At 67.9% G+C, this 19,653-nt stretch carries 20 protein-coding genes and 1 pseudogene; 5 read left to right on the forward strand and 16 right to left on the reverse strand.

The window, feature by feature from the left end:
• Both DBR10_RS01100 and DBR10_RS01105 read left to right on the forward strand, forming a co-directional pair.
• Positions 1-710 (forward strand): DegT/DnrJ/EryC1/StrS family aminotransferase (locus DBR10_RS01100; protein WP_233243153.1); only part of this gene is annotated, 710 nt, incomplete at its 5' end.
• 129 nt (positions 711-839) lie between these two features.
• Positions 840-2,063, forward strand: coding sequence for a multidrug effflux MFS transporter (locus tag DBR10_RS01105; RefSeq protein ID WP_108505333.1), 1,224 nt, complete (start codon positions 840-842; stop codon positions 2,061-2,063).
• A 110-nt stretch (positions 2,064-2,173) separates the two neighbouring features.
• Here the strand turns inward: DBR10_RS01105 and DBR10_RS01110 are convergent, their stop codons facing one another.
• Positions 2,174-3,787, reverse strand: a complete 1,614-nt coding sequence (locus tag DBR10_RS01110) for a cisplatin damage response ATP-dependent DNA ligase (RefSeq protein WP_108505325.1) — start codon at positions 3,785-3,787, stop codon at positions 2,174-2,176.
• A gap of 25 nt (positions 3,788-3,812) precedes the next feature.
• Positions 3,813-4,535, reverse strand: coding sequence for a hypothetical protein (locus DBR10_RS01115; protein ID WP_108505326.1), 723 nt, complete (start codon positions 4,533-4,535; stop codon positions 3,813-3,815).
• 96 nt (positions 4,536-4,631) lie between these two features.
• Between DBR10_RS01115 and DBR10_RS01120 the strand changes: the two genes are divergently transcribed.
• Positions 4,632-5,054 (forward strand): PaaI family thioesterase, encoded by a 423-nt coding sequence (locus DBR10_RS01120; RefSeq protein ID WP_108505327.1) that lies wholly within the window; start codon positions 4,632-4,634, stop codon positions 5,052-5,054.
• An 899-nt stretch (positions 5,055-5,953) separates the two neighbouring features.
• On the opposite strand, the gene moaC is transcribed toward DBR10_RS01120, so the two are convergent.
• From moaC to moaA, 5 genes are read right to left on the reverse strand one after another with little or no spacing between them, the layout of a single operon-like run.
• A complete protein-coding gene (gene moaC, locus DBR10_RS01125; RefSeq protein WP_108490413.1) occupies positions 5,954-6,424 on the reverse strand; it encodes a cyclic pyranopterin monophosphate synthase MoaC in 471 nt (156 codons plus the stop codon).
• Positions 6,421-6,975, reverse strand: coding sequence for a molybdenum cofactor biosynthesis protein B (moaB, locus tag DBR10_RS01130; RefSeq protein WP_108490412.1), 555 nt, complete (start codon positions 6,973-6,975; stop codon positions 6,421-6,423). The genes moaC and moaB overlap by 4 nt, the downstream gene beginning before the upstream one ends.
• A 3-nt stretch (positions 6,976-6,978) precedes the next feature.
• Positions 6,979-7,425, reverse strand: a complete 447-nt coding sequence (locus DBR10_RS01135) for a molybdenum cofactor biosynthesis protein MoaE (RefSeq protein ID WP_108505328.1) — start codon at positions 7,423-7,425, stop codon at positions 6,979-6,981.
• Positions 7,422-7,661 (reverse strand): MoaD/ThiS family protein, encoded by a 240-nt coding sequence (locus DBR10_RS01140; protein ID WP_108505329.1) that lies wholly within the window; start codon positions 7,659-7,661, stop codon positions 7,422-7,424. The genes DBR10_RS01135 and DBR10_RS01140 overlap by 4 nt, the downstream gene beginning before the upstream one ends.
• A gap of 4 nt (positions 7,662-7,665) precedes the next feature.
• Positions 7,666-8,703, reverse strand: coding sequence for a GTP 3',8-cyclase MoaA (moaA, locus tag DBR10_RS01145; protein WP_108505330.1), 1,038 nt, complete (start codon positions 8,701-8,703; stop codon positions 7,666-7,668).
• A gap of 29 nt (positions 8,704-8,732) precedes the next feature.
• On the opposite strand from moaA, the gene DBR10_RS01150 reads away from it, so the two are divergent.
• Positions 8,733-9,344: a nucleotidyltransferase family protein gene (locus DBR10_RS01150; protein ID WP_108489551.1), complete on the forward strand. Its 612-nt coding sequence runs from the start codon at positions 8,733-8,735 to the stop codon at positions 9,342-9,344.
• A 5-nt stretch (positions 9,345-9,349) separates the two neighbouring features.
• Here the strand turns inward: DBR10_RS01150 and DBR10_RS01155 are convergent, their stop codons facing one another.
• From DBR10_RS01155 to DBR10_RS01185, 7 genes and pseudogenes are all read right to left on the reverse strand, one after another.
• Entirely contained in the window at positions 9,350-9,562 is a 213-nt protein-coding gene (locus DBR10_RS01155) for a hypothetical protein (protein ID WP_108505331.1), read from the reverse strand.
• On the reverse strand, positions 9,540-9,983 hold the full coding sequence (locus tag DBR10_RS01160) for a hypothetical protein (protein ID WP_108505332.1): 444 nt from the start codon (positions 9,981-9,983) through the stop codon (positions 9,540-9,542). The genes DBR10_RS01155 and DBR10_RS01160 overlap by 23 nt, the downstream gene beginning before the upstream one ends.
• Before the next feature lie 66 nt (positions 9,984-10,049).
• Positions 10,050-10,397, reverse strand: a complete 348-nt coding sequence (locus DBR10_RS01165) for a hypothetical protein (RefSeq protein WP_108556091.1) — start codon at positions 10,395-10,397, stop codon at positions 10,050-10,052.
• Positions 10,398-10,660: 263 nt separating this feature from the next.
• Entirely contained in the window at positions 10,661-10,939 is a 279-nt protein-coding gene (locus tag DBR10_RS01170) for a hypothetical protein (RefSeq protein ID WP_108556092.1), read from the reverse strand.
• 121 nt (positions 10,940-11,060) lie between these two features.
• A pseudogene (locus DBR10_RS20420) lies at positions 11,061-11,243 on the reverse strand (helix-turn-helix domain-containing protein); the annotation flags it as partial.
• Between the two features lie 63 nt (positions 11,244-11,306).
• The gene (locus DBR10_RS01180; RefSeq protein ID WP_108505204.1) at positions 11,307-13,499 is read right to left on the reverse strand and encodes a xanthine dehydrogenase family protein molybdopterin-binding subunit; all 2,193 of its coding nucleotides are present in this window, start codon (positions 13,497-13,499) and stop codon (positions 11,307-11,309) included.
• Positions 13,496-14,041 carry a (2Fe-2S)-binding protein gene (locus tag DBR10_RS01185; RefSeq protein WP_108505205.1) on the reverse strand — a complete coding sequence of 182 codons (546 nt, stop codon included), beginning with the start codon at positions 14,039-14,041 and terminating at the stop codon, positions 13,496-13,498. The genes DBR10_RS01180 and DBR10_RS01185 overlap by 4 nt, the downstream gene beginning before the upstream one ends.
• A 282-nt stretch (positions 14,042-14,323) precedes the next feature.
• Here DBR10_RS01185 and DBR10_RS01190 point away from each other — a divergent pair, with 282 nt between their 5' ends.
• On the forward strand, positions 14,324-15,220 hold the full coding sequence (locus DBR10_RS01190) for an NAD(P)-dependent oxidoreductase (RefSeq protein WP_108505206.1): 897 nt from the start codon (positions 14,324-14,326) through the stop codon (positions 15,218-15,220).
• Between the two features lie 21 nt (positions 15,221-15,241).
• Here the strand turns inward: DBR10_RS01190 and DBR10_RS01195 are convergent, their stop codons facing one another.
• Positions 15,242-16,894, reverse strand: coding sequence for an MFS transporter (locus DBR10_RS01195; protein ID WP_108556093.1), 1,653 nt, complete (start codon positions 16,892-16,894; stop codon positions 15,242-15,244).
• Between the two features lie 54 nt (positions 16,895-16,948).
• Positions 16,949-19,627 (reverse strand): PAS domain S-box protein, encoded by a 2,679-nt coding sequence (locus DBR10_RS01200; protein ID WP_108505207.1) that lies wholly within the window; start codon positions 19,625-19,627, stop codon positions 16,949-16,951.
• Positions 19,628-19,653: the final 26 nt, after the last annotated feature.

A 19,653-nucleotide genomic window follows, 5' to 3' on the forward strand; every position in this document is an offset into this window, starting at 1 on the left:
AGGCCATCTGCGACCGCGAAGGCCTGAAGCTGATCGCCGACAGTGCCCAGGGTTTTGGCTGCACCCTCGACGGCAAGCATCCCCTGCACTGGGCCGATGTGGCCACCACCAGCTTCTTCCCGGCCAAGCCTCTGGGCTGCTACGGCGACGGCGGCGCGGTACTGACCAATGACCCGGTGCTGTGGGACCTGATGGACAGCTACCGCGTCCATGGCAAGGCTGTCGCCCCCGACCTGGTGGGCCGGACCTTCGAGCACGACACCAAGTACCTCAACACCCGGATCGGCATGAACTCGCGGCTGGATACGATCCAGGCGGCGATCCTGATCGAGAAGCTGGCCATCTTCGCCGAAGAGATCGCCCTGCGGCAGGTCGTGGCCGACCGCTATGCCGAGGGTCTGAAGGGCGCGGTGCTGGCCACGCCCGGCGTCATCGCCGGCGGGGTTTCGGTCTGGGCCCAGTATGTGATCGAGCACGCCAATCGCGACGGTCTGGCCGCGCACCTGAAGGCCCACGGCGTGCCGACAGCCGTCTATTATCCGGTGCCGATGCACATCCAGGCCCCCTATGCCGACTTCCCGCGCGGGGCCGGCGGCCTGCCGGTCACCGAGGCCAAGGCCGAGACAGTGCTGGCCCTGCCGATGCATCCCTATCTGGCCGAAGCCGACCAGCAGGTGATCATCGACGCGATCCGGTCGTTTAACGGCTAGGCGTGGTTGGCGGCCGGGCCCTCCGGCCGCTATAGACCCCGCAAGCGTCGCGCCGTCTGGTCGGGCGTCCCCCAGACGAGTGTCGCCATGTCCGCCCCCGCCTCATCCGCCGCCGCGCCGCATCCCGGCATGGGCTTCAAGCAGTTCGTGGCCCTGATCGCGGCGATGATGGCCACCAACGCCCTGGCCATCGACTCGATGCTGCCGGCCCTGCCGCAGATCGGCGACGCCCTGGGTGTGGCCAGCGCCAACCGGCATCAGTGGATCATCACCGCCTATCTGCTGGGTTTTGGCGCGGCGCAACTGGTCTATGGCTCGCTGGCCGACCGCTTCGGCCGCAAGCCGGTGCTGCTGGTCGGCCTGACGCTCTACGTGCTGTTCGCCGGACTCTGCGCCTTTTCCACCTCGTTCGAGATGCTGCTGGTCGCCCGCGCCCTGTGCGGCGTCGGCGCGGCTGCGACCCGGGTGCTGTCGGTGTCGATCGTCCGCGACTGCTATTCGGGACGCCAGATGGCGCGGGTGATGTCGCTGTCGTTCATCGTCTTCCTGGCCGTGCCGATCATCGCCCCGTCGGTGGGCCAGGCCATCGTGCTGGTCGCGCCCTGGCCCTGGGTCTTCGGCATCCTGGCCATCTTCGGCCTGCTGGTCATCGCCTGGGCGGCGATCAAGCTGCCCGAGACCCTGCATCCGGATGACCGCGTGCCGCTGGAGGTCAAGCCCGTGCTGGCCGCGTTCAGGGCGTGCCTGACCAACCGCATCGCCATCGGCTACACCCTGGCCTCGACCCTGGTGCTGGGCGGGCTGTTCGGCTTCCTCAACTCGGCCCAGCAGGTCTTTGTCGACGTGCTGGGGGCCGGCAAGCTGTTCACGATCCTGTTCGCCGCCATCGCGGCGGGGATCGCGGTGTCCTCACTGATCAATTCCCATATCGTCGAGAAGCGCGGGATGCGGCTGGTCTCGCACGTGTCGCTGCTGGGCTATATCGCCTTTGCCAGCGTCCACGCCCTGATCGCCGTGCTGGGCTACGAGACCCTGTGGACCTTCTCGCTGCTGCAGGCCGGGATGATGTTCTGCTTTGGCCTGACGATGTCGAACTTCGGCTCCCTGGCCATGGAGCCTCTGGGCCATCTGGCCGGCACCGCCGCCTCGGTGCAGGGCTTCATCACCACGATCGGCGGGGCCCTGTTCGGCTTCTGGATCGGCCAGATGTTCGACGGCACCACCGTGCCCCTGACCCTGGGCTTTGCCGGCTTCGGCATCGCCGGGCTCGTGGCCGTGCTGATCACCGAAAAGGGCCGGCTGTTCCATGCGGGTGCCGGTGCCCCGGCGAACCAAGGCACCGGAATCCACTAGAGCATTTTCCGATAGCTGTGAAACGGCTATCGGATCGAAAAATGCTCTAACCTTCTGATTTAGAGCCCTTTTCGCCCGACCCTGATGAAGCCATCAGGTCGGAAAGGGCTCTAGGGTTCCAGCATCTTCTCCAGGGTCTCCAGACCATCCGCTTCCCGCGCCGGCTTGTCCCAGCGGATGCGGCTGATCCTGGGAAAGCGCATCGCCACACCCGACTTGTGGCGGGTCGAGCGCTGCAGCCCCTCGAACGCCACCTCGAACACCAGGCCAAAATCGAGATCGGCCCGCACCGACCGCACCGGCCCGAAGCGCTCGACGGTGTTGTCGCGCACGAACTTGTCGATCTGTTTCAGCTCCTCGTCGGTAAAGCCGAAATAGGCCTTGCCGACCGGGGTCAGGAGCTTCTGGCCCTGGCCGTCCTCGCGCCAGACACCGAAGGTGAAGTCGGAATAGAAGCTGGAGCGCCGCCCATGGCCGCGCTGCGCATACATCAGCACCGCATCAATCAGGTGCGGATCGCGCTTCCACTTGAACCAGGGCCCCTTGGGCCGCCCCGGCTCATAGACGCTGTCGCGGCGCTTGAGCATCAGGCCTTCAGACAACCGCGCGTCGCCCTCGGGCGGCTCGCCCCTCAGGGTGACGAGCTCGGCCCAGCTCCCGAACGGCTGCAGGGGCGACAGGTCGATGCGCGGGCTGGCGATCGCCGCCACAAAGGCCTCCAGCCGCGCCCGCCGCTCGACAAAGGCCAGGCCCCGCACGTCGGTGTCGCCGTCCATCAGCAGGTCATAGGCCCGGATGCCTGCCGGAAAGGCCGCCAGCTGTTTCGCATCGACCGTCTTGCGGTTCAGCCGCTGCTGCAGGTCGCCGAACGACGCCAGCGCCCCGTCGCGGATCACCAGCAGTTCGCCGTCGATCGCCCCCTCGAAGTCGAGCGCCGCCAGCACATCGGGAAAGGTCGCCGAGATGTCGTCGCCGGTCCGGGTATAGAGCCGCCGCTCGCCCCGCTCGCTGACCGCCTGGATCCGGATGCCGTCCCACTTCCACTCGGCCACATAGTCGGCCGGGTCGAGCCGCGCGAAATCCACCGCCTCGTCGAGGGCCTGGGCCAGCATCACCGGCCGGAACCGCCCCGGCGCATCCGGTGAGGGCCGTTCGGCCCGGCCCTCCAGCCAGGCGAACAGCGCGACATAGGGCGGCTCCAGCCCGTGCCAGATCTCCTCGATCTCCCCGACCTCAACCCCGCCCAGCCGGGCGCAGGCCTGCTTGGCCAGCCGGGCCGAGACCCCCACTCGAAGGCCGCCGGTCACCAGCTTGAGCAGGGCCCAGCGCCCGTCGGCCTCCAGCGCGTCGAGCCAGTCGGCGATCAGCCCCTGGACCGCGCCGCGCGACGCCGTCCGCAGGGTCTCGACCACGTCTGAAAGTTCGGGCTCACGGTTCGCGCCTGGCCGTGAGGGCCAGGCCAGGGCCACCGTCTCGGCCAGGTCGCCGACGAAGTCATAGGACCAGGCAAACAGCTGCGGATCCATCCGCGCCTCGATGGCCTTGCGGATGGCGGCCGGCTTGGCGGCCGAAAACGACAGCGCCCCGGTCAGGGCCGCCAGGGCGAAACCCCGGTCCGGATCGGGCTGCCCCCGCAGGAAGTCGGCGATCAGGGTCAGCTTGGCATTGCGCGACGCCGTCAGGGACAGCCGGTCCAGCAGGTGGGCAAAAGCGCGCATCGACATCGAAGGGTTTCCCGCTGCGCCCGGCTCAGCCCGGCCGCGCCTCGTCCAGCTGGCCCAGGATCATGATCTTCTGCCAGATCTTGCGGCCGAGGTCCGAGGTCAGGGTCTCGATGTCGTTGACGGCGGCCACGATCACCGGGTCGTCGCTCTCGCCGGCATAGAGGGCCGCCAGCTTGGCGGTCAGGGCCAGCATCTCGGCGCAATAGTCCAGATAGCGGGCCAGCTGGAAGCGGTTCATCTCGCGGACCGGCGAGGAGGCCGTCCGCGGGCCCAGCACCAGGGTCGGATCCTTGGTCAGCTGGTGCATGTCGATGACGTGGGCGAAGGAGCGCAGCTCGTGCAGGGCCTTCTGCACCCGGCCCCGCTTCCAGCGCGCCTCCAGCGACAGCAGGAACCAGGCGGCGGCACCCGACAGCAGCACAAGGTTGATCGCCGATTCCAGCCCAGAGGCCAGGCCCAGGGGTTCGGCCCGGCTGACACTGCGCACCCAGTCCAGACGGATGATCAGACCCGCCTCGAGGGCGATCGCCGCCAGCACCACGACCAGGACCAGGAACCGCAGCCCCAGATAGGGCCGCGACAGTCGCCGGGCCCGCTCCGCCGTCGTGCGGGCCGTGGCGGTCAGTTCACCGCAGACCTTGGCCAGGCCGGACTCGGGAAAACGCTCCCCCACCCGCGCCTGCAGGTGGTCCAGCGTCTCGACCACCTTGGTCGCCTCCAACTTGCGCGCGCCTGTAGCCCTGGCCATCCGATCCCCCGTCTCGGAACAAGGCTAGCACAGCCGGGACGATTGCCGACAATTCAAACATGTGTTTGAAATGCTGCCTCATAGAGGCCGATCCCGATGTTCCAGCCCCCCGATCCCTTCACCCTGCATCCGCGCAAGAGCCCGCTGACCACACCATGGGAGCCGCTCTATGCCGACATCCGCGCCGACCGCTGGGTGCTGGGTCTGGAGATCCGCGAGCCGCACACCAATTCGCGCGGCGGCCTGCACGGCGGCCTGATCGCCGCCCTGGCCGATAATGCCATGGGCCTGTCGTGCGGCGTGGTGCTGGCGGCGCTGAAGATCCCGTCCAGCGGCCTGGTCACGGTGTCCCTCGGCCTCGACTATCTGGGCGCGGCGGGCCTTGGCCAGTGGCTCGAATTCGACACCGACTTCATCAAGCCCGGCAAGTCCCTCTGCTATGCCGACGCCACCGTCCGCGCCGACGGCAAGCCGGTGGCCCGGGCCCATGCGACCTTCAAGGTGACGGGCGGCGGGTAGGGGGTAGGCTACCGGGGACGGTGTGCAAACCGGCCGATGCCGCAGGCCCCCTCCTGACCGGCTTTCGCCGGTCGTCCTCCCCCCTTTCGGGGGGAAGATGAGACTATATTCCCCCTCCGGGGGAAGACGGTCGCGAAGCGACCCGTAAGGGGCAAGTGCGGGGGATCAATAGAGCACCTTCTCTTTGTCATCCCGGACGCGCGCAGCGCGAGCCGGGACCCAGGGGCAACTGCAGTGCGTCGCCCCCTGGGTCCCGGCGCTCCCGCCCTCCGGGCGTCCGGCCGGGATGACAAGGATTTTGCGCTTGAGAGCGGGGATCCAGCGCCTCGAATCCCCGCAGGTCCCAGGACAAACCCCAACCCGATCAACGCCGTACAAAAATCCCCATCGCGCCAATCCAACGCGCTCAAAACCCCCCGCATAATCATCCCACCTCGTCGCGGGGAAGGGCGCTTGGCCAGCGACCGAAGCGGCGGCGTGGGGTGGTCGAGCGGGAAGCTCAACCGATGGCGGGAGGAGCCCTGGGCTCCGGGCCGTCAACCCTGTCGTGTCTGGCGGCGGTCGGCCGTGGATCACAGAAACGACGTCACGGCAGGGGTCGGGCGAGCAGCAGGCTGATCTGGAAGGATCAGCAGTCCGGACCGGGGTCGCACCCGGGTCCGCCCGCCGGAGGCTTCAAGGCGGCGAGGCTCTAACAGGGCTCAGGCGCCGCGCGCTTCCGAAAAGAACGATCACGCGGAGCGTCTGAACTTCGTCGAAACGGTAATCAAAACTCTTTTTCCGGACGCGGTCCGGACGCTCCGCAGCCCTTCCCGTCCCTTCAGCGGCCAGACCGCGTGAGGCGGACAACTCGTGCCTTCTCCCATCCCCCGTGAGGGAGGAAAAAGACCCCGATGCCCCTAGCCTGCCGTCCAGGTCCCGGACTTGCCGCCGGTCTTTTCCAGCAGACGCACGGCCTCGATGACCATACCCTTCTCGGCGGCCTTGAGCATGTCATAGATCGTCAGACAGGCCACAGAGACGGCCGTCAGGGCTTCCATCTCGACCCCGGTCGGACCGGTGGTCTTGACCCGGGCGGTGACCGAAAGCCCCCCCTCCCCCGGCTCGACCTCGACCACCACCTTGCTCAGCGCCAGGGGGTGGCACAGGGGGATGAGACTTGAGGTCTGCTTGGCCGCCATCACCCCGGCCAGTTCGGCCACGGCCCGGACATCGCCCTTGCGGCCGGTGCCCGACACGGCGAGCTCCAGGGTTTCGGGGCTCATGCGCACGAAGCCGCAGGCCACCGCCTCGCGCGCCGTATCGGGCTTGCCTGAGACATCGACCATGCGGGCCCGGCCCTGGTCGTCGATATGGGTGAGCCGGCTCACTGCTCCAGAAGCCTCGGCATCAGCTCGACCATGTTGCAGGGCTTGTGACGGCTGTCGAGCTGGGCGGAGATGACCTTGTCCCAGCCGTCGCGCACCGCACCGTTGCTGCCCGGCAGGCAGAACACGAAGACGCCGTCGATCAGCCCGGCCGTGGCCCGCGACTGCAGGGTCGAAAGCCCGACCGAGGCATAGGAGACCATGTGGAAGATCACCGAGAAGCCGTCGATCTTCTTGTTGAACAGCGGCTCCAGGGCCTCGACCGTGACGTCGCGACCGGTCAGGCCCGTGCCGCCCGTGGTGACGATGGCGTCGACCTGGCCCGAGCCGATCCAGGCCCGGACCTGGTCGCGGATCTGGGTGATGTCGTCACGGACCACCGCCCGGCCGCCCAGTTCATGACCGGCCGCCCTGACGCGATCGACCAGCACCTGGCCGGAGGTGTCGCTTTCCTCGTCACGGGTATCGGAAATGGTCAGGATGGCCACGCGGACCGGCGTGAACGGAAGGTCCGGCTTGATCCCGCCGCCGGGGGTGAGGCCTGCTGCCGACATGATCTACTCCTGATCCCAACGCGATGCGTCGGTCCTATCGCGGTCCGTGGGCTCGATCCAGCGGGCGCCGCCCGGACCGTGCTCCTTCTTCCAGAACGGAGCCCGGCTCTTCAGCCAGTCCATCAGGAAGTCGCAGGCCTCGAAGGCCTCGCGGCGATGGCCGGCGGCGGTGGCGACAAAGACGATCGCCTCGCCCGGCCCGATGCGGCCGATGCGGTGGACGATACGGTAGTCCTGCAGCCGGAACCGCGCCCGGGCCGTCTCCGCAAAAGCCTGGATCGCCGCATCGGTAAAGCCGGGATAGGCCTCAAGCTCAAGCGCGGCGGCCTGGCCCTGCTCGGCGCGGGCCAGTCCGGTGAAGCTGGCCACCGCTCCGGTCTCGGCCCGTCCGGCGCAGAAAGCGGTCAGCACGGCTCCCGGCTCGAAGGGCTGGTCGGTCAGGGTGATCATCCGCCGCTCATCGGCGGCAGGAAGGCGACCTCGCAGGGTCCGGTCAGGGCCGGGTCGCCCCGGACGATGGCCTGGTCGACCGCCACCTGCACGCCCGGCCCGGCGAGGGCCTCGGCCAGATCAGGATCCTCATCGGCCAGAAGCGCGCGAAGTTGCCCCAGCGAAACGGCCTCCAGGCGGCGCTCGCGCCAGCCGGCCTGGTCGGCGAGCCGTCCGAACAGAAGCACACGAACCATGGGGTCAGCCTCCGGTCGTCGACATGTGCCGCTGGACGGCGGGCCGGGCGCGGGCGATCTCGAAGTCGTGGCCCTTCGGCTTGCTGCCGATGGCGTCGAGAATGGCGGCTTCCAGCCCGGCATCGGAAGCCCCGGCCCGCAGCACGGCCCGCAGGTCGGACGCATCGTCACGGCCGAGGCAGGTATGCAGTGTGCCGGTACAGGTCAGCCGGACCCGGTTGCAGGCCTCACAGAAATTGTGGCTGAGCGGCGTGATCAGGCCCAGCCGGCCGCCCGTCTCGGCAATGCGCAGATAGCGGGCCGGACCGCCGGTGACATAGCCGGGCTCGTCCTCCAGGGTCCAGAAGGCCGACAGGTCGCGGCGCACTGTCTGCAGCGACAGGTACTGGTCGGTGCGGTCGGCCTCGATCTCGCCCAGCGGCATGGTCTCGATCAGGGTCATGTCGCAGCCGCGCCGGTGAGCCCAGGCGATCAGTTCGGGCAGCTCGGCAGCATTGTCCTGCTTGAGGGCGACGGCATTGATCTTCACGGCGATCCCCGCCGCCAGGGCCGCGTCGATGCCGCCGATCACCTGGGCGACATCGCCGCCGCGGGTCAGGCGCTTGAAAAGGTCCGGCTTGAGCGTATCGAGCGAGACATTGATCCGCCGGACGCCGAGCCGGGACAGGTCGGCGGCATGGGCCGCCAGGCGGGTGCCGTTGGTGGTCAGGGTCAGCTCGTCCAGGGCCCCGGACCGCAGATGCCGCGACAGGCCCTCGACCAGGCCCATGAAGCCCTTGCGGACCAGGGGCTCGCCGCCGGTCAGGCGCAGCTTGCGCACGCCCATGCCGATGAAGGTCGAGGCCAGTCGGTCCAGCTCCTCGAGGGTCAGGACCTCCGCCTTGGGCAGGAAGGTCATGTGCTCGGCCATGCAGTAGACGCAGCGCAGGTCGCAGCGATCTGTGACCGACACCCGCAGATAGGTGACGGCGCGCCCGAACCCGTCGATCAGGCGGGGGGCGGTGATCGCCGCTTGCGCGGGGGTATCGTCATAGGGCGTCATGGCTGGAGGCAAGATAGGCACTGGACCGCATGGCGGAAAGCAAAAGCGCGAAATGGGGCGCAATCGTCCTGGCCGCCGGCCTGGGTACCCGCTTCGGCGGGGGCAAACTGCTGGCACCGTTTCGGGGGCGTCCCCTGATCGCCGGGGCGCTGAACGCGGCTCTAGAGAGCCCGGCCTTCTCAGTTGTGGTCGCGATCGGTAGCGACGACGCCCAACTGGAGACCACCGCCCTGAGCCTTGACGAATACGCGGACCTGCGGGTCGTGAAGGTAACGGATCCCGCCCGGGGCATGGGCAGCTCCCTGGCCGCCGCCGCGCAGGCGGCACCGACCGATCTCGACGGGGTCTTTGTCTTTCTCGGCGACATGCCGCTGGTACCGCGGTCGATTCCCGTGGCACTCGCCGCCGCCCTGACCGGCCCTGACGGGATTGTCGCGCCGGTCCATGCCGGGCGACGCGGCCATCCGGTGCTGTTCGGCGGCGGCTGGATCCCTGCCCTGCGCAGCCTGCACGGCGACAGCGGTGCCCAGGCCCTGATCCGTCAGGCCGGAGATCGCTTCATCGCCATCGAGACCGACGATCCCGGCGTCCTGTTCGACATCGACCTTCCCGAGGATCTCAAACGCGCTCCCCGAACCTGATGGCTCTAATGGCAGGTCTCGGCGTCCTCGCAGAGGATCACCCGGATCTCCTCGACAGCGCGCAGGGCCCCGTCGGTGTCGCCACGCTCCTCCAGGGCAATCAGCCGGGGAATGAGCAGGGCGAGGATCCGCCGCTGGACGGGCCCCAGGGCATCGACCCCGCGGCGAAACTCGGCGAGCTCCTCGGCGGAAATCTCAGGAACCGGAGTCAGGGACATTGGCCCGCCTCCCCCGCCGCGCCCGGATGGCCGAGGCGGTCCCGAACAGGAGGGCGATCAGCACGCCATAGCTCAGCAGGGCCAGACCCACGATGACCGTCGCCATATAGATCCGCAGATCGATGATCGAGATGATGTGCGAGGCGACCGCCATCATCTGGCAGGCGGCGGCGAACACCGTCCAGAGCTTCCGCGCCTTCAGCGAGGCCCAGATGAACAGCAGCAGGGCGATGACGTCGATGACCATCACGCCCCATTCGGGCTGCAGGCTGTCGGTTGTGGCCACGAACGGCGACAGGATCCAGCCGCCCAGAAAGATGCCCCCGACGAAGCGGGTCCACCGGTCGCCCTTCCAGATCGCAAAGCCGCAGACCAGGGTGGCCACGCCCAGGGAAATCCACGGGGTCAGGGTGTGATACACGGCAGGGTCCAGGGGCGATTCGGCGCGCAACCATGCCGCAAGCCGAGGGCTGGGCAAAGGGCGTCGTCATGCGACACGCCCGCCGTCCAGGGCATGGAACCCGCCGGTGCGCGGCGTGTCGCCCGGCTTGTCCAGCTCGCCGATGGAGACGCTCCGGCAGCCGATCTGTTCGCGCACCGTCTGCAGGTCGGCATGGGCCCCGATCAGGGTCCGTCGGGCGGCCAGGATGTGCCGCAGGGTCTCGCCGATCCCGTCGGCCGCATCCTGACCCAGGACCGCAGAGAGATGGGCCTCCATCCTGAGGGCCGGCAGCAGGCTCATCAGTTCCGCCGTTTCGCGCAGGGCTGCGTCAATCGCGGCTTCGGCGCTCATCAGTTTCCGGGCCCCGGCACGGGCCGCATCGATCCGTTTCATGCAGACTCTCCCGATCGCGCGGAGCCAGTCCGCACGGTTTTTGGTCTTCCCAAATCTCTGTTTGGCCCCGCGCCCCGGGCGGTGGCATGCGGCCCGGACCAGGATCCGGCCGAAAGGGCGCTAACGGGCGGGCGGCGGACTCCAGCCCTCGCGAAACCGCTGGAGGGCGAAGAGGAAGTCATGGGCCCCGACGGCGAGGGCGCTGAGCAGGAGCGTGCCCAGCACCGCGATCACCAGGATCAGGCCCAGCCATTGAACGGGCGTCAGGTCATCGCGCCAGCTCCTGAGGCCTCGGCCCTCAGCGGACGGTCGTCCGCCAGAAAGGCGGTCGCGGCCAGGATCCGCAGCAGCAGCTTGGACGGCGGATCGCCCGCCGCCTGCGACTTGCGCAGGGCCGATACGGTCTCTGTGACCAGCTGGGCCCGTTCGGGGGTCCCCGCCAGCAGGATCAGCCCCTCTTCCAGGGACTGCCAACTGGCGATGAAGAAGCCCGGGCTCTCCGACCGCTGTCGGATCGGGGCTTGGGTCTGGTTGTCGTTCATGATCGTTCCCGCCTTTGAGGCGAGAAGAGACCGGTGCCGGGGCCAGGGCTAGGTCGCCCGATTGCCTACGGTAGTCACTACCGGGGTCGCTTTCCCAAGCCATGAAGGCCAGGGCCGCATCCCGGCGGCTCATTCCGGACAGGCGCCGGCGGGCGCTCAGCACGTGCATCTCGACCGTCTTGGGCGAAAGGCTCAGAAGGCGCGCGATTTCCTTGGACTGCAGGTGGGCGGCGATCAGGCGCAGGATCTCTCGCTCACGGGGCGTGAGTCTCTCGAAACCCTTGCTGTCGTTGGGGTCAACCATGTCGCCAGAATGGGGCGAGGGGCCCGCCGCGTCCAGCTTGCGTGGACGCGGCGGGCTTTAAAGCTAGGCCGTCTGCCCGGCGAAGGGCAGGCGCTGGGTCGCCTTGGACGTTGCGGCGAGAACCGCATTGGCCACAGCGGCGGCGATCACGGGCGTGCCGGGTTCGCCCACGCCGCTCGGCGGATTGCCCGACGGCACGATGTGGGTTTCCACCGACGGGGCCTCATTCATCCGCAGCACGCGGTAGCCGTCGAAATTGCCCTGGTCGACGGCCCCGTCGGTCAGGGTGATTTCGCCGAACAGCGCGGCCGACAGGCCATAGCAGGTGCCGCCTTCCATCTGGGCGGCGATCTGGTCCGGCGAGATGGCGACGCCGCAGTCGATGGCCGTGACCACCCGACCAACCTTGGGAACGCCGTCCACCAGCTTGACCTCGGCGACCTGGGCCACGACCGAACCGAAGCTTTCATGCACCGCGACACCCCGGCTCCAGCCGTCGGTTGCCTTGGGTCCCGCCTTCTCGACGGCCAGATCCAGGGCGGCCAGATGACGGTCGGCCCCGGCCTTCCTATAGAGCGCCCGGCGATACTCGACCGGATCCTTGCCGGCCTTCAGGGCCAGCTGGTCAATCGTGTGCTCCATGACAAAGGCGGTGTGGGTCGCGCCGACCGAACGCCACCAGAGCACCGGGACGCCGACATCGGGGAAGGCGACCTGGGCGTCGACCACCGGAATGGCCTTCAGATAGGGCGACCCGGCCGCGCCCTCGATGGCGGTCTGGTCGGGGCCTTTGCCGCCGATCGGCGAGTCCTTCATGATCGACTGGCTGACGATCCGGTGGCGCCAGGCGGCCGGATAGCCGTCCTTGTCGAGGCTGACCCGCACGCCGTGGATGACCAGGGGACGGAAATAGCCCGCCCGCATGTCGTCCTCACGGGTCCAGACCAGCTTCACCGGACGGCCCTTGCCGATCTTCTTGGCGATGTGGACGCACTCGGCGACATAGTCCGACGGGAAGTTGGCCCGACGGCCGAAAGAGCCCCCGGCGAACAGGGTCTCAATCTCGACGGCCCCGGGCAGGGTGCCGACGATCTTGGCCACATTCAGCTGGTCGAGGGTCTGGCCCTGGGACCCGAAGGTCAGCTTGACCTTGTTGCCGTCGACCGCCGCCACGCAGTTCATCGGTTCCATGGTGGCGTGGGCCAGGTAGGGGAACTCGTAGGTGGCTTCCAGCACCTTGGGGCCGGCCTTGGCGGCATTGATCGCTGCGGCATCGCCCTTGGAGTCAAAGCCTTCCCACTTCAGATCAGCCGGGCCCTTGCCGGCCACGATGTCGCGGAATGCGGCGGCGATCGCGGCCGAACCCCGCTTCTCGGCCTTGTCCTCGTTCCATTCGACCGTCAGGGCCTCGCGTCCCATGCGGGCGGCATAGGTCGAGCTGGCGACCACGGCGACGCCGCTTGGGACTTCGAAGACCTCGACCACACCCGGAACCTTGAGGGCCTCCGCTACCTCGAAGCGGCTGACCGTCGCCCCGAAACGCGGCGGGTGGGCGACCATGGCGATCAGCATGTCCGGCAGCTGGACGTCCTGGGTGAAGCGGGCCGTACCGGTGCTCTTGGCGACCGAGTCCTTGCGGCGCACCCGGTCGGTGCCGATCAGGGTGAAGGTCTTGGGATCCTTCAGGACCGGCGAGGCCGGCGGCGCGATCCTGGCCGCCTCGGCGACCAGGTCGCCAAAGCCAGCGGTCTTTCCCGACTTGTGGCTGAGGACACTGTCCTTGACGGTGATCTCGCCGGCCGGAACGCCCCACTTGGCGGCAGCGGCCTGCACGAACATGGTCCGGGTGGCGGCACCGGCGGTGCGCAGCTGGGTCCAGGAGTTGGAAATGGCCGAAGAGCCGCCTGTCAGCTGGGCTCCGGCGGTGCTGTTGGCATAGAGCTTGGCGTTGGCCGGGGCCTGTTCGACCACGACACGGGTCCAGTCGGCATCCAGCTCTTCGGCCACGATCGCGGCGAGGCCGGCATGGTTGCCCTGGCCGAACTCGATATGTTTCGAGATCACCGTGACCAGGCCATCCGGCGCGATCTTGATGAACGGGCCGAACGCCCCGACCTCGACCTTGGACCCGGCACTCATCAGGTCGGCGGGCGAGCAGCCGACGAGCAGGGCTCCTCCGACCAGGGCCGAGCCCACGACGACGTCGCGGCGGCTGAGGTTCACGCCGGCGGCGCGCTTGCTGAAGGGGGCGTTCATCGGCCGGCTCCGCGGCTGGTGGCGCCGGCTGAGGCGGCCATCTCTTCCGCCGTTTCCTCAAGCGCTGCGACGCCGGCGGCCTGGGCCAGGTCCAGCTTGCCGGCGGCCGCGTCCTTGATGGCGGCGCGAATACGCTGATAGGTGCCGCAGCGACAGATGTTGCCGCTCATGGCCTCGTCGATCTCGTCATCGGACGGGGCCTTGTTCTGGGCGATCAGGGCGGCGGCAGACATGATCTGGCCGGACTGGCAGTAGCCGCACTGGGGAACGTCATGCTTCACCCAGGCCTGCTGCAGCGGATGGCTTCCGCCAAGGCCTTCGATGGTAGTGATCTTGACCCCGGAGAGACCCTCGATCGGCGTCACGCACGAGCGTACGGGCTGGCCGTCGATATGGACCGTGCAGGCTCCGCATTGCGCCATGCCGCAACCGAACTTGGTGCCGGTCAGGCCCAGTTCGTCGCGTAGAACCCAAAGGAGCGGAGTTGCGGGATCGGCCTGGACCGAAATCGCCTTGCCGTTAACATCCAAAGTGGCAGTCATGGATCTTGCCCTCCCATCGAAGGCAGGGTCCGGAGACACGGCCCTGCTTTTGGCAATCCTAACATCGTTCACACCCGGCCCGACCAGTGATTTTTTCGGTCCGGACCCCGGCCAGGTTTCCCTGTGCGGTTGAATGACCTCGCCCAAAGGGCGATGACGGATGATGATAGACAGGCGCCCAGCGGCCCAGAACGGGTCTAGGATCGCCCTGAAACACATTCACAATCAGCGACGTTGGCGGAATGGTCCATGACCCCTGCCCGGCCCTCTGAGGACAAGCCCTTGGATTCTTTTCCCGCCTATTTTCCCCTCGCCGGCCGCAAGGTGGTGATCGCCGGGTCCGGCGACGGCGCAGACAACAAGGCCCGGCTGTTTGAAGGCTCCCCGGCGACGGTCATTCGCCTGGAAGGTCATGACGCTTTCCTGCCGGGTTCCTACACCGGGGCGGTGCTGGCCTTCATTTCCAGCGAGGATGAGGTTTTCGTGCAGGCGGCCTCCAGTGCCGCGCGAGCCGCCCGCGTCCTGGTCAATGTGGTCGACAAACCTGCACTGTGCGACTTCAACACCCCGGCCGTGATCGACCGCGGAGAGGTCGTGGCCGCGGTGGGGACGGGCGGATCGGCACCCGTCCTGGCGACCATGCTGCGCAACAACATCGAGACCCAGGTGCCCGAAGGCGCCGGCCGGGTGGCCGCCATGCTGCGCCGGTTCCAGGAAGAGGTCCGCAAGACCCTGCCGGTCATGCACGAGCGCCGGATGTTCCTGCGCGATGCCGCCACGGGGGCTGCGGCAGAAGCGGCGATGGCCGGGGACATGGAAACCGCCGGCCGGCTGTTCCGCGAGGCCCTGGCCAAGGGCACGGCGCGCAAGGGCCGCGTGCGGTTTGTCGCCGGTCGTGGGCCATCGGACCTACTGACCCTGCGGGCGGTACGGGCCCTGTCAGCAGCCGATGTCCTGATCGCCGACGCCGACACCGACCCCCAGATCCTGACCATGGCCCGTCGGGACGTCGAGCGGTTGACCCCGCACGAGGCCAGCCCCGAACAGCTTGTGCATCTGGCCGGCGAGGGTCGCCAGATCGTGCGCCTGATCACCGGTCCGGTCGAACCCGCCACCCTTCACGCCCTGACGGCGGCCGGTGTGGCGGTGGAGGTCCTGCTCTCGGCACCGGCCGGCTAAACCGGCGGGGGGACCGGTCCGTCAGACCTCGTCGAGCGGCCGCCCCCGGGTTTCCGGCAGCAGGAACAGGGTGGTCAGGACGCTGATCAGGGTGAAGACCACCGGATACCACAGGCCCGCATAGATATTGCCGACCGCCGCGACGATGGCGAAGGCGAAGAACGGCACGAAGCCGCCGACCCAGCCGGTGCCGATGTGATAGGGCAGCGACAGGGCCGTATAGCGTACCCGGGTCGGGAACAGCTCGACCAGCGAGGCCGCCAGCGGGCCAAACAGCGCGGTAGCCGCAATCACGAAGACGAACAGGACGCCGAACATGCCCAGATGGTTCATGCGGGCCGGGTCAGCCTTGGCCGGATAGCCGGCAGCGCTGAGAGCGGCCTTGATCCTGGCCTCGGTCGCGGTCTTCACGGCCTTGGTCTGGGCCTTGTCCAGGCCAGTGGCGCTGGGCGAGGCGATCTCGACCGCGCCGACCTTCATGACGGCGGGCGAGCCGGCCGGAGCCTTCTGGTTGCTGTAGGAGACCCCGGCATTGGCCAGGGTACTTTTGACGATGTCGCAGGACGACACGAAGGTCGCCTTGCCGACAGGGTCGAACTGCAAGGCACAGTCGGCCGGATCAGCGACGACGACGACCGGTGCGCGGGCCGAAGCCTCCGCCAGCGCCGGATTGGCGGCCTTTTCCATCAGGTGGAAGCCGGGGAAGTAGAAAACGAGGGCCAGGGTCATGCCGGCCAGCATGACCGGCTTGCGGCCTACCCGGTCCGACAGGGCTCCGAACACAACATAGAAGATCGCGCTGACGGCCGTGGCGGTCATCATCAGGGCATTGATGGTGACCGGATCAACCTTCAGGAACTTTTCCAGGAAGGTCTGGATGTAGAAGAAGCTGGTGTACCAGACAGCGCCCTGGGCCGACATCAGCGCAAAGAAGGCGAGAAGAACCAGCTTGAGGTTCTTCCACTGGCCGAAGGCCTCGGCATAGGGGGCCTTGGAGGCCTCGCCGTCGGCCTTCATCTTGGCGAAGGCGGGGCTTTCCGTAAGCTTCAGGCGCATCCAGACTGAAATGCCGAGCAGGCCGATCGAGACGGCGAACGGAATGCGCCAGCCCCAGGCGTCAAAGGCCTCGGTACCGACGGCGGCCCGGGTTGCCATGATCACCAGAAGCGCGCCGAACAGGCCAAAGGCCGCCGAGGTCTGCACCCAGGAGGTCGACCAGCCGCGACGATTGGGCGGCGAGTGCTCGGCCACGTAAATGGCGGCCCCGCCATACTCGCCGCCGAGCGCAAAGCCCTGAACGCACCGCAGCACAATCAGCAGGATCGGCGCGATGATCCCGGCCTGCTCGTATGTCGGCAGGAAGGCGATGGCGAAGGTGGCACCGCCCATCAGCAGGACCGTGGCCAGGAAGGCACCCTTGCGTCCGGCCTGATCGCCGATCTTGCCAAACACCAGCGCGCCAAGCGGACGGAAGGCAAAGCCGACACCGAACAGGGCCAGGGCGGCGATATAGCCGGCCGTATCGGTCAGGCCGGTGAAGAAGGTCTTGGATATGACCTGGGCCAGACTGCCGAAAATGAAGAAGTCATACCATTCGAACGCCGTACCGGCGGACGAGGCCGCCACCACGGTTCGCATGGACGCGCCTTCTTTGGCCGCTGTCTGGTCGGTCATGAACGGATCCCCATTTTTCGAGCAGCTTTAGCGCGCTTCGCGGGCGGGGGAAACTCAGGCCACGGCGGCAGGGCGGAGGTCCCCGATCACACGCAGGATTTCGCCGACCAGATCTGCGGGCGCGATGGGCTTGCCGGCGACCCCGTCCATGCCGGCGGCACGATAGCTGTCTTTCTGGTGGGCCATGACATTGGCGGTCAGGGCAATGATCGGCGTGGCGCCCGCATGACCCGGCAGGGCCCGGATCCGCCTTGCGGCTTCCAGTCCGTCGATCCCCGGCATCTGGACATCCATCAGCACGACATCGAAGGGCGCGATGCGCACCGCCTCGACTCCCGCCAGACCGTCATCGGCGCAATGAACCTCGGCCCCGAGGTATTCGAGGATGCGTGACGCCACCATTTGATTGGTGGGATTATCCTCGACCAGCAGGATCCGCAGGCCCGCGAGGGCTTCGCCGCCCGCGTCATGGGACGCCTCGACGGGCTGGGCCGGCGGGGCGGCGATGGTCAGGGTGAAGCAGGACCCCACACCCGGTTCGGAGCGGAAGTCCACGCCCCCACCCAGCATTTCCGCCAGTCGCCGGGTGATGGTCAGGCCCAGACCTGACCCGCCGAACCTGCGCGTCGTACTGGCATCGCCCTGCTCGAAACGCTCGAACAGGCGACCCTGGGCCGCCATGGGTACGCCGACCCCTGTGTCGATGATGTCGAAGACCATAAGCGGCGCGGACCCCGAACCCGTCAGTCGGACGCGGACAATTACCGATCCTCTGGACGTGAACTTCACGGCATTGCCGACCAGGTTGAACAGGGCCTGCCGGAGACGGGTCGGGTCGGTCGTGATCCAGCCCAGATCCGGCGCGTCGATCGTCAGCTTCAGACCCTTCTGCGCGACCTGCGGTGAGAGGACGCCCGCCACGCCGTCCAGCAGGTCGCGTGCATCGACAGCTTCGTTGTGGATCTCAAGCCGGCCCGCTTCGATGCGGGCGATGTCGATCACGTCGTCAAGCAGGGTCGACAGCATCTGTCCGCAGGCCAGGGCTTCGTCCAGCAGGACCGGGGCCTCGCCGGGAAGGTCCTGGCGCTTGAGAAGATGCATGACCCCGAGGATCCCGTTCATCGGGGTCCGGATCTCATGGCTCATATTGGCCAGGAACTGGGCCTTGGCCTCGCTGGCAGCCTGCGCCGCCCGTTCGGCCTCGACCAGGGCCAGTTCGGCCCGCTTCTGGTCGTCAATATCGAGAACCAGGCCGAACGCCTTGCGGGCTCGCCCCGACGCGTCGCGTCGCACGTCATGAAAGATGCGCAGCCAGCGGGACTCGCCGGAGGGTGTGACCAGGCGGGCGTCGATCGATCCGCCGCCCCAGGCCCCGGTCTGGCGCCAGACATCGGCCGAGGCCAGGATGCTCGCCCGATCATCCGGATGGATCATCGGCCAGACCGCCTTGCGCACATCATCATAGGTCACCGGCTGGCCCATGATGCGGTTGAACTCGGGCGATCCCCAGAACGACCGGGCGTTATGGTCGATCTCATAGACCCCGGCCCGGGCGGCCCCGAGGGCCATTTTCAGACGCCGGGCATTGGCCCTGGCCTCGCGGCGGGTCGCCACGAGGGCGGTGACGTCATCCATATAGGTGATGACGCCGACGATCTCGCCGGATGCATTGCGCCACGGCCGGCCTTCCCAGCTGAGGCAACGTTCATTGCCTTCAGAATCCGACAGCAGGACCTCGCGACGCGAGATCACCTCGCCGGACAGGGCCCGGCCGACGGCCGCGACGAAGCGCTGGCGTCCGCCCCGGGTCAGCTCCTGCAGGGAGCGTCCGATCACCTCGGCCTCGGTGGACTTGAAGATATCGAGGAAGCGCGGACTGACCACCCGGAGCTTGAGCTCGAGATCATAGAGGGCCACGGCAAAGGGGGCGTCCTTGATCAGGCGCCGGGCCTGGCGCTCGGCCCGCAGGGCATCATCCCGGCTGCGGGCCAGATCGGTGATGTTCTGCGAGATACCCTTGAGGGCAAACAGGCCGCAGGCCAGGGGCTCGGCCCTGAAGGTCGAGCGGAAGGTGAACCAGTCTCCGGTATTGCCGCGCAGCCTGAACTCGACCCGGCCTGACTCACCGGTTCGCACCGCCTGCTCGAACACGGTGGCCAGGGTCTGGCGGTCGGCTTCCGGCAGGCGTTCCAGAAACCGGTCGGCGCGGGCCAGCTCATGGGGTTGCAGGCCGGTCAGGGTCAGGGCGTCCGGCGACCAGTCGATCACCTCGGTTCGCGGGTCATAGCTCCAGACGCCGATGCCGGCGGCGTCGGCCAGCATCTCGCGCGTCCGTTCGGCAAAGACCTGGGCGGAGATGTCATGTAGGGTCCCGACCATCTCGCCGTTGGGGCCCCGCCGCGAGCGGCCCTCCAGCCAGACCGAGCGGCCGTCCTTGCAGCGGACATGCAGGCGATTGATCGCCGCCCCATCGTCGCGGATGCGGCGGCCGGTTTCGATCAGATCGGGCAGGCTTTCGGGGAGAACAAAATCCGAGCAGATCGCGCCGACCAGTTCATCCGGCCGCCAGCCCGTCAGGGTCGTCCAGGCCGCATTGACGCTGACAAAGCGTCCCTCGGGCGAAACGACCGCGAACAGGTCATTGGCGTTTTCGAAGAACCAGCGCGCCGCTTCGGCCTCGCCGAAAGCCGACGGCGCGATCAGGGTCGCGTCGGATGACGGCGTATCGGACATCGGGGCTCCAGGCGGCTGTCCTTCGA

Origin of the sequence: Caulobacter sp. HMWF025 (assembly GCF_003060965.1) — a bacterium.
Lineage (GTDB): Bacteria > Pseudomonadota > Alphaproteobacteria > Caulobacterales > Caulobacteraceae > Caulobacter.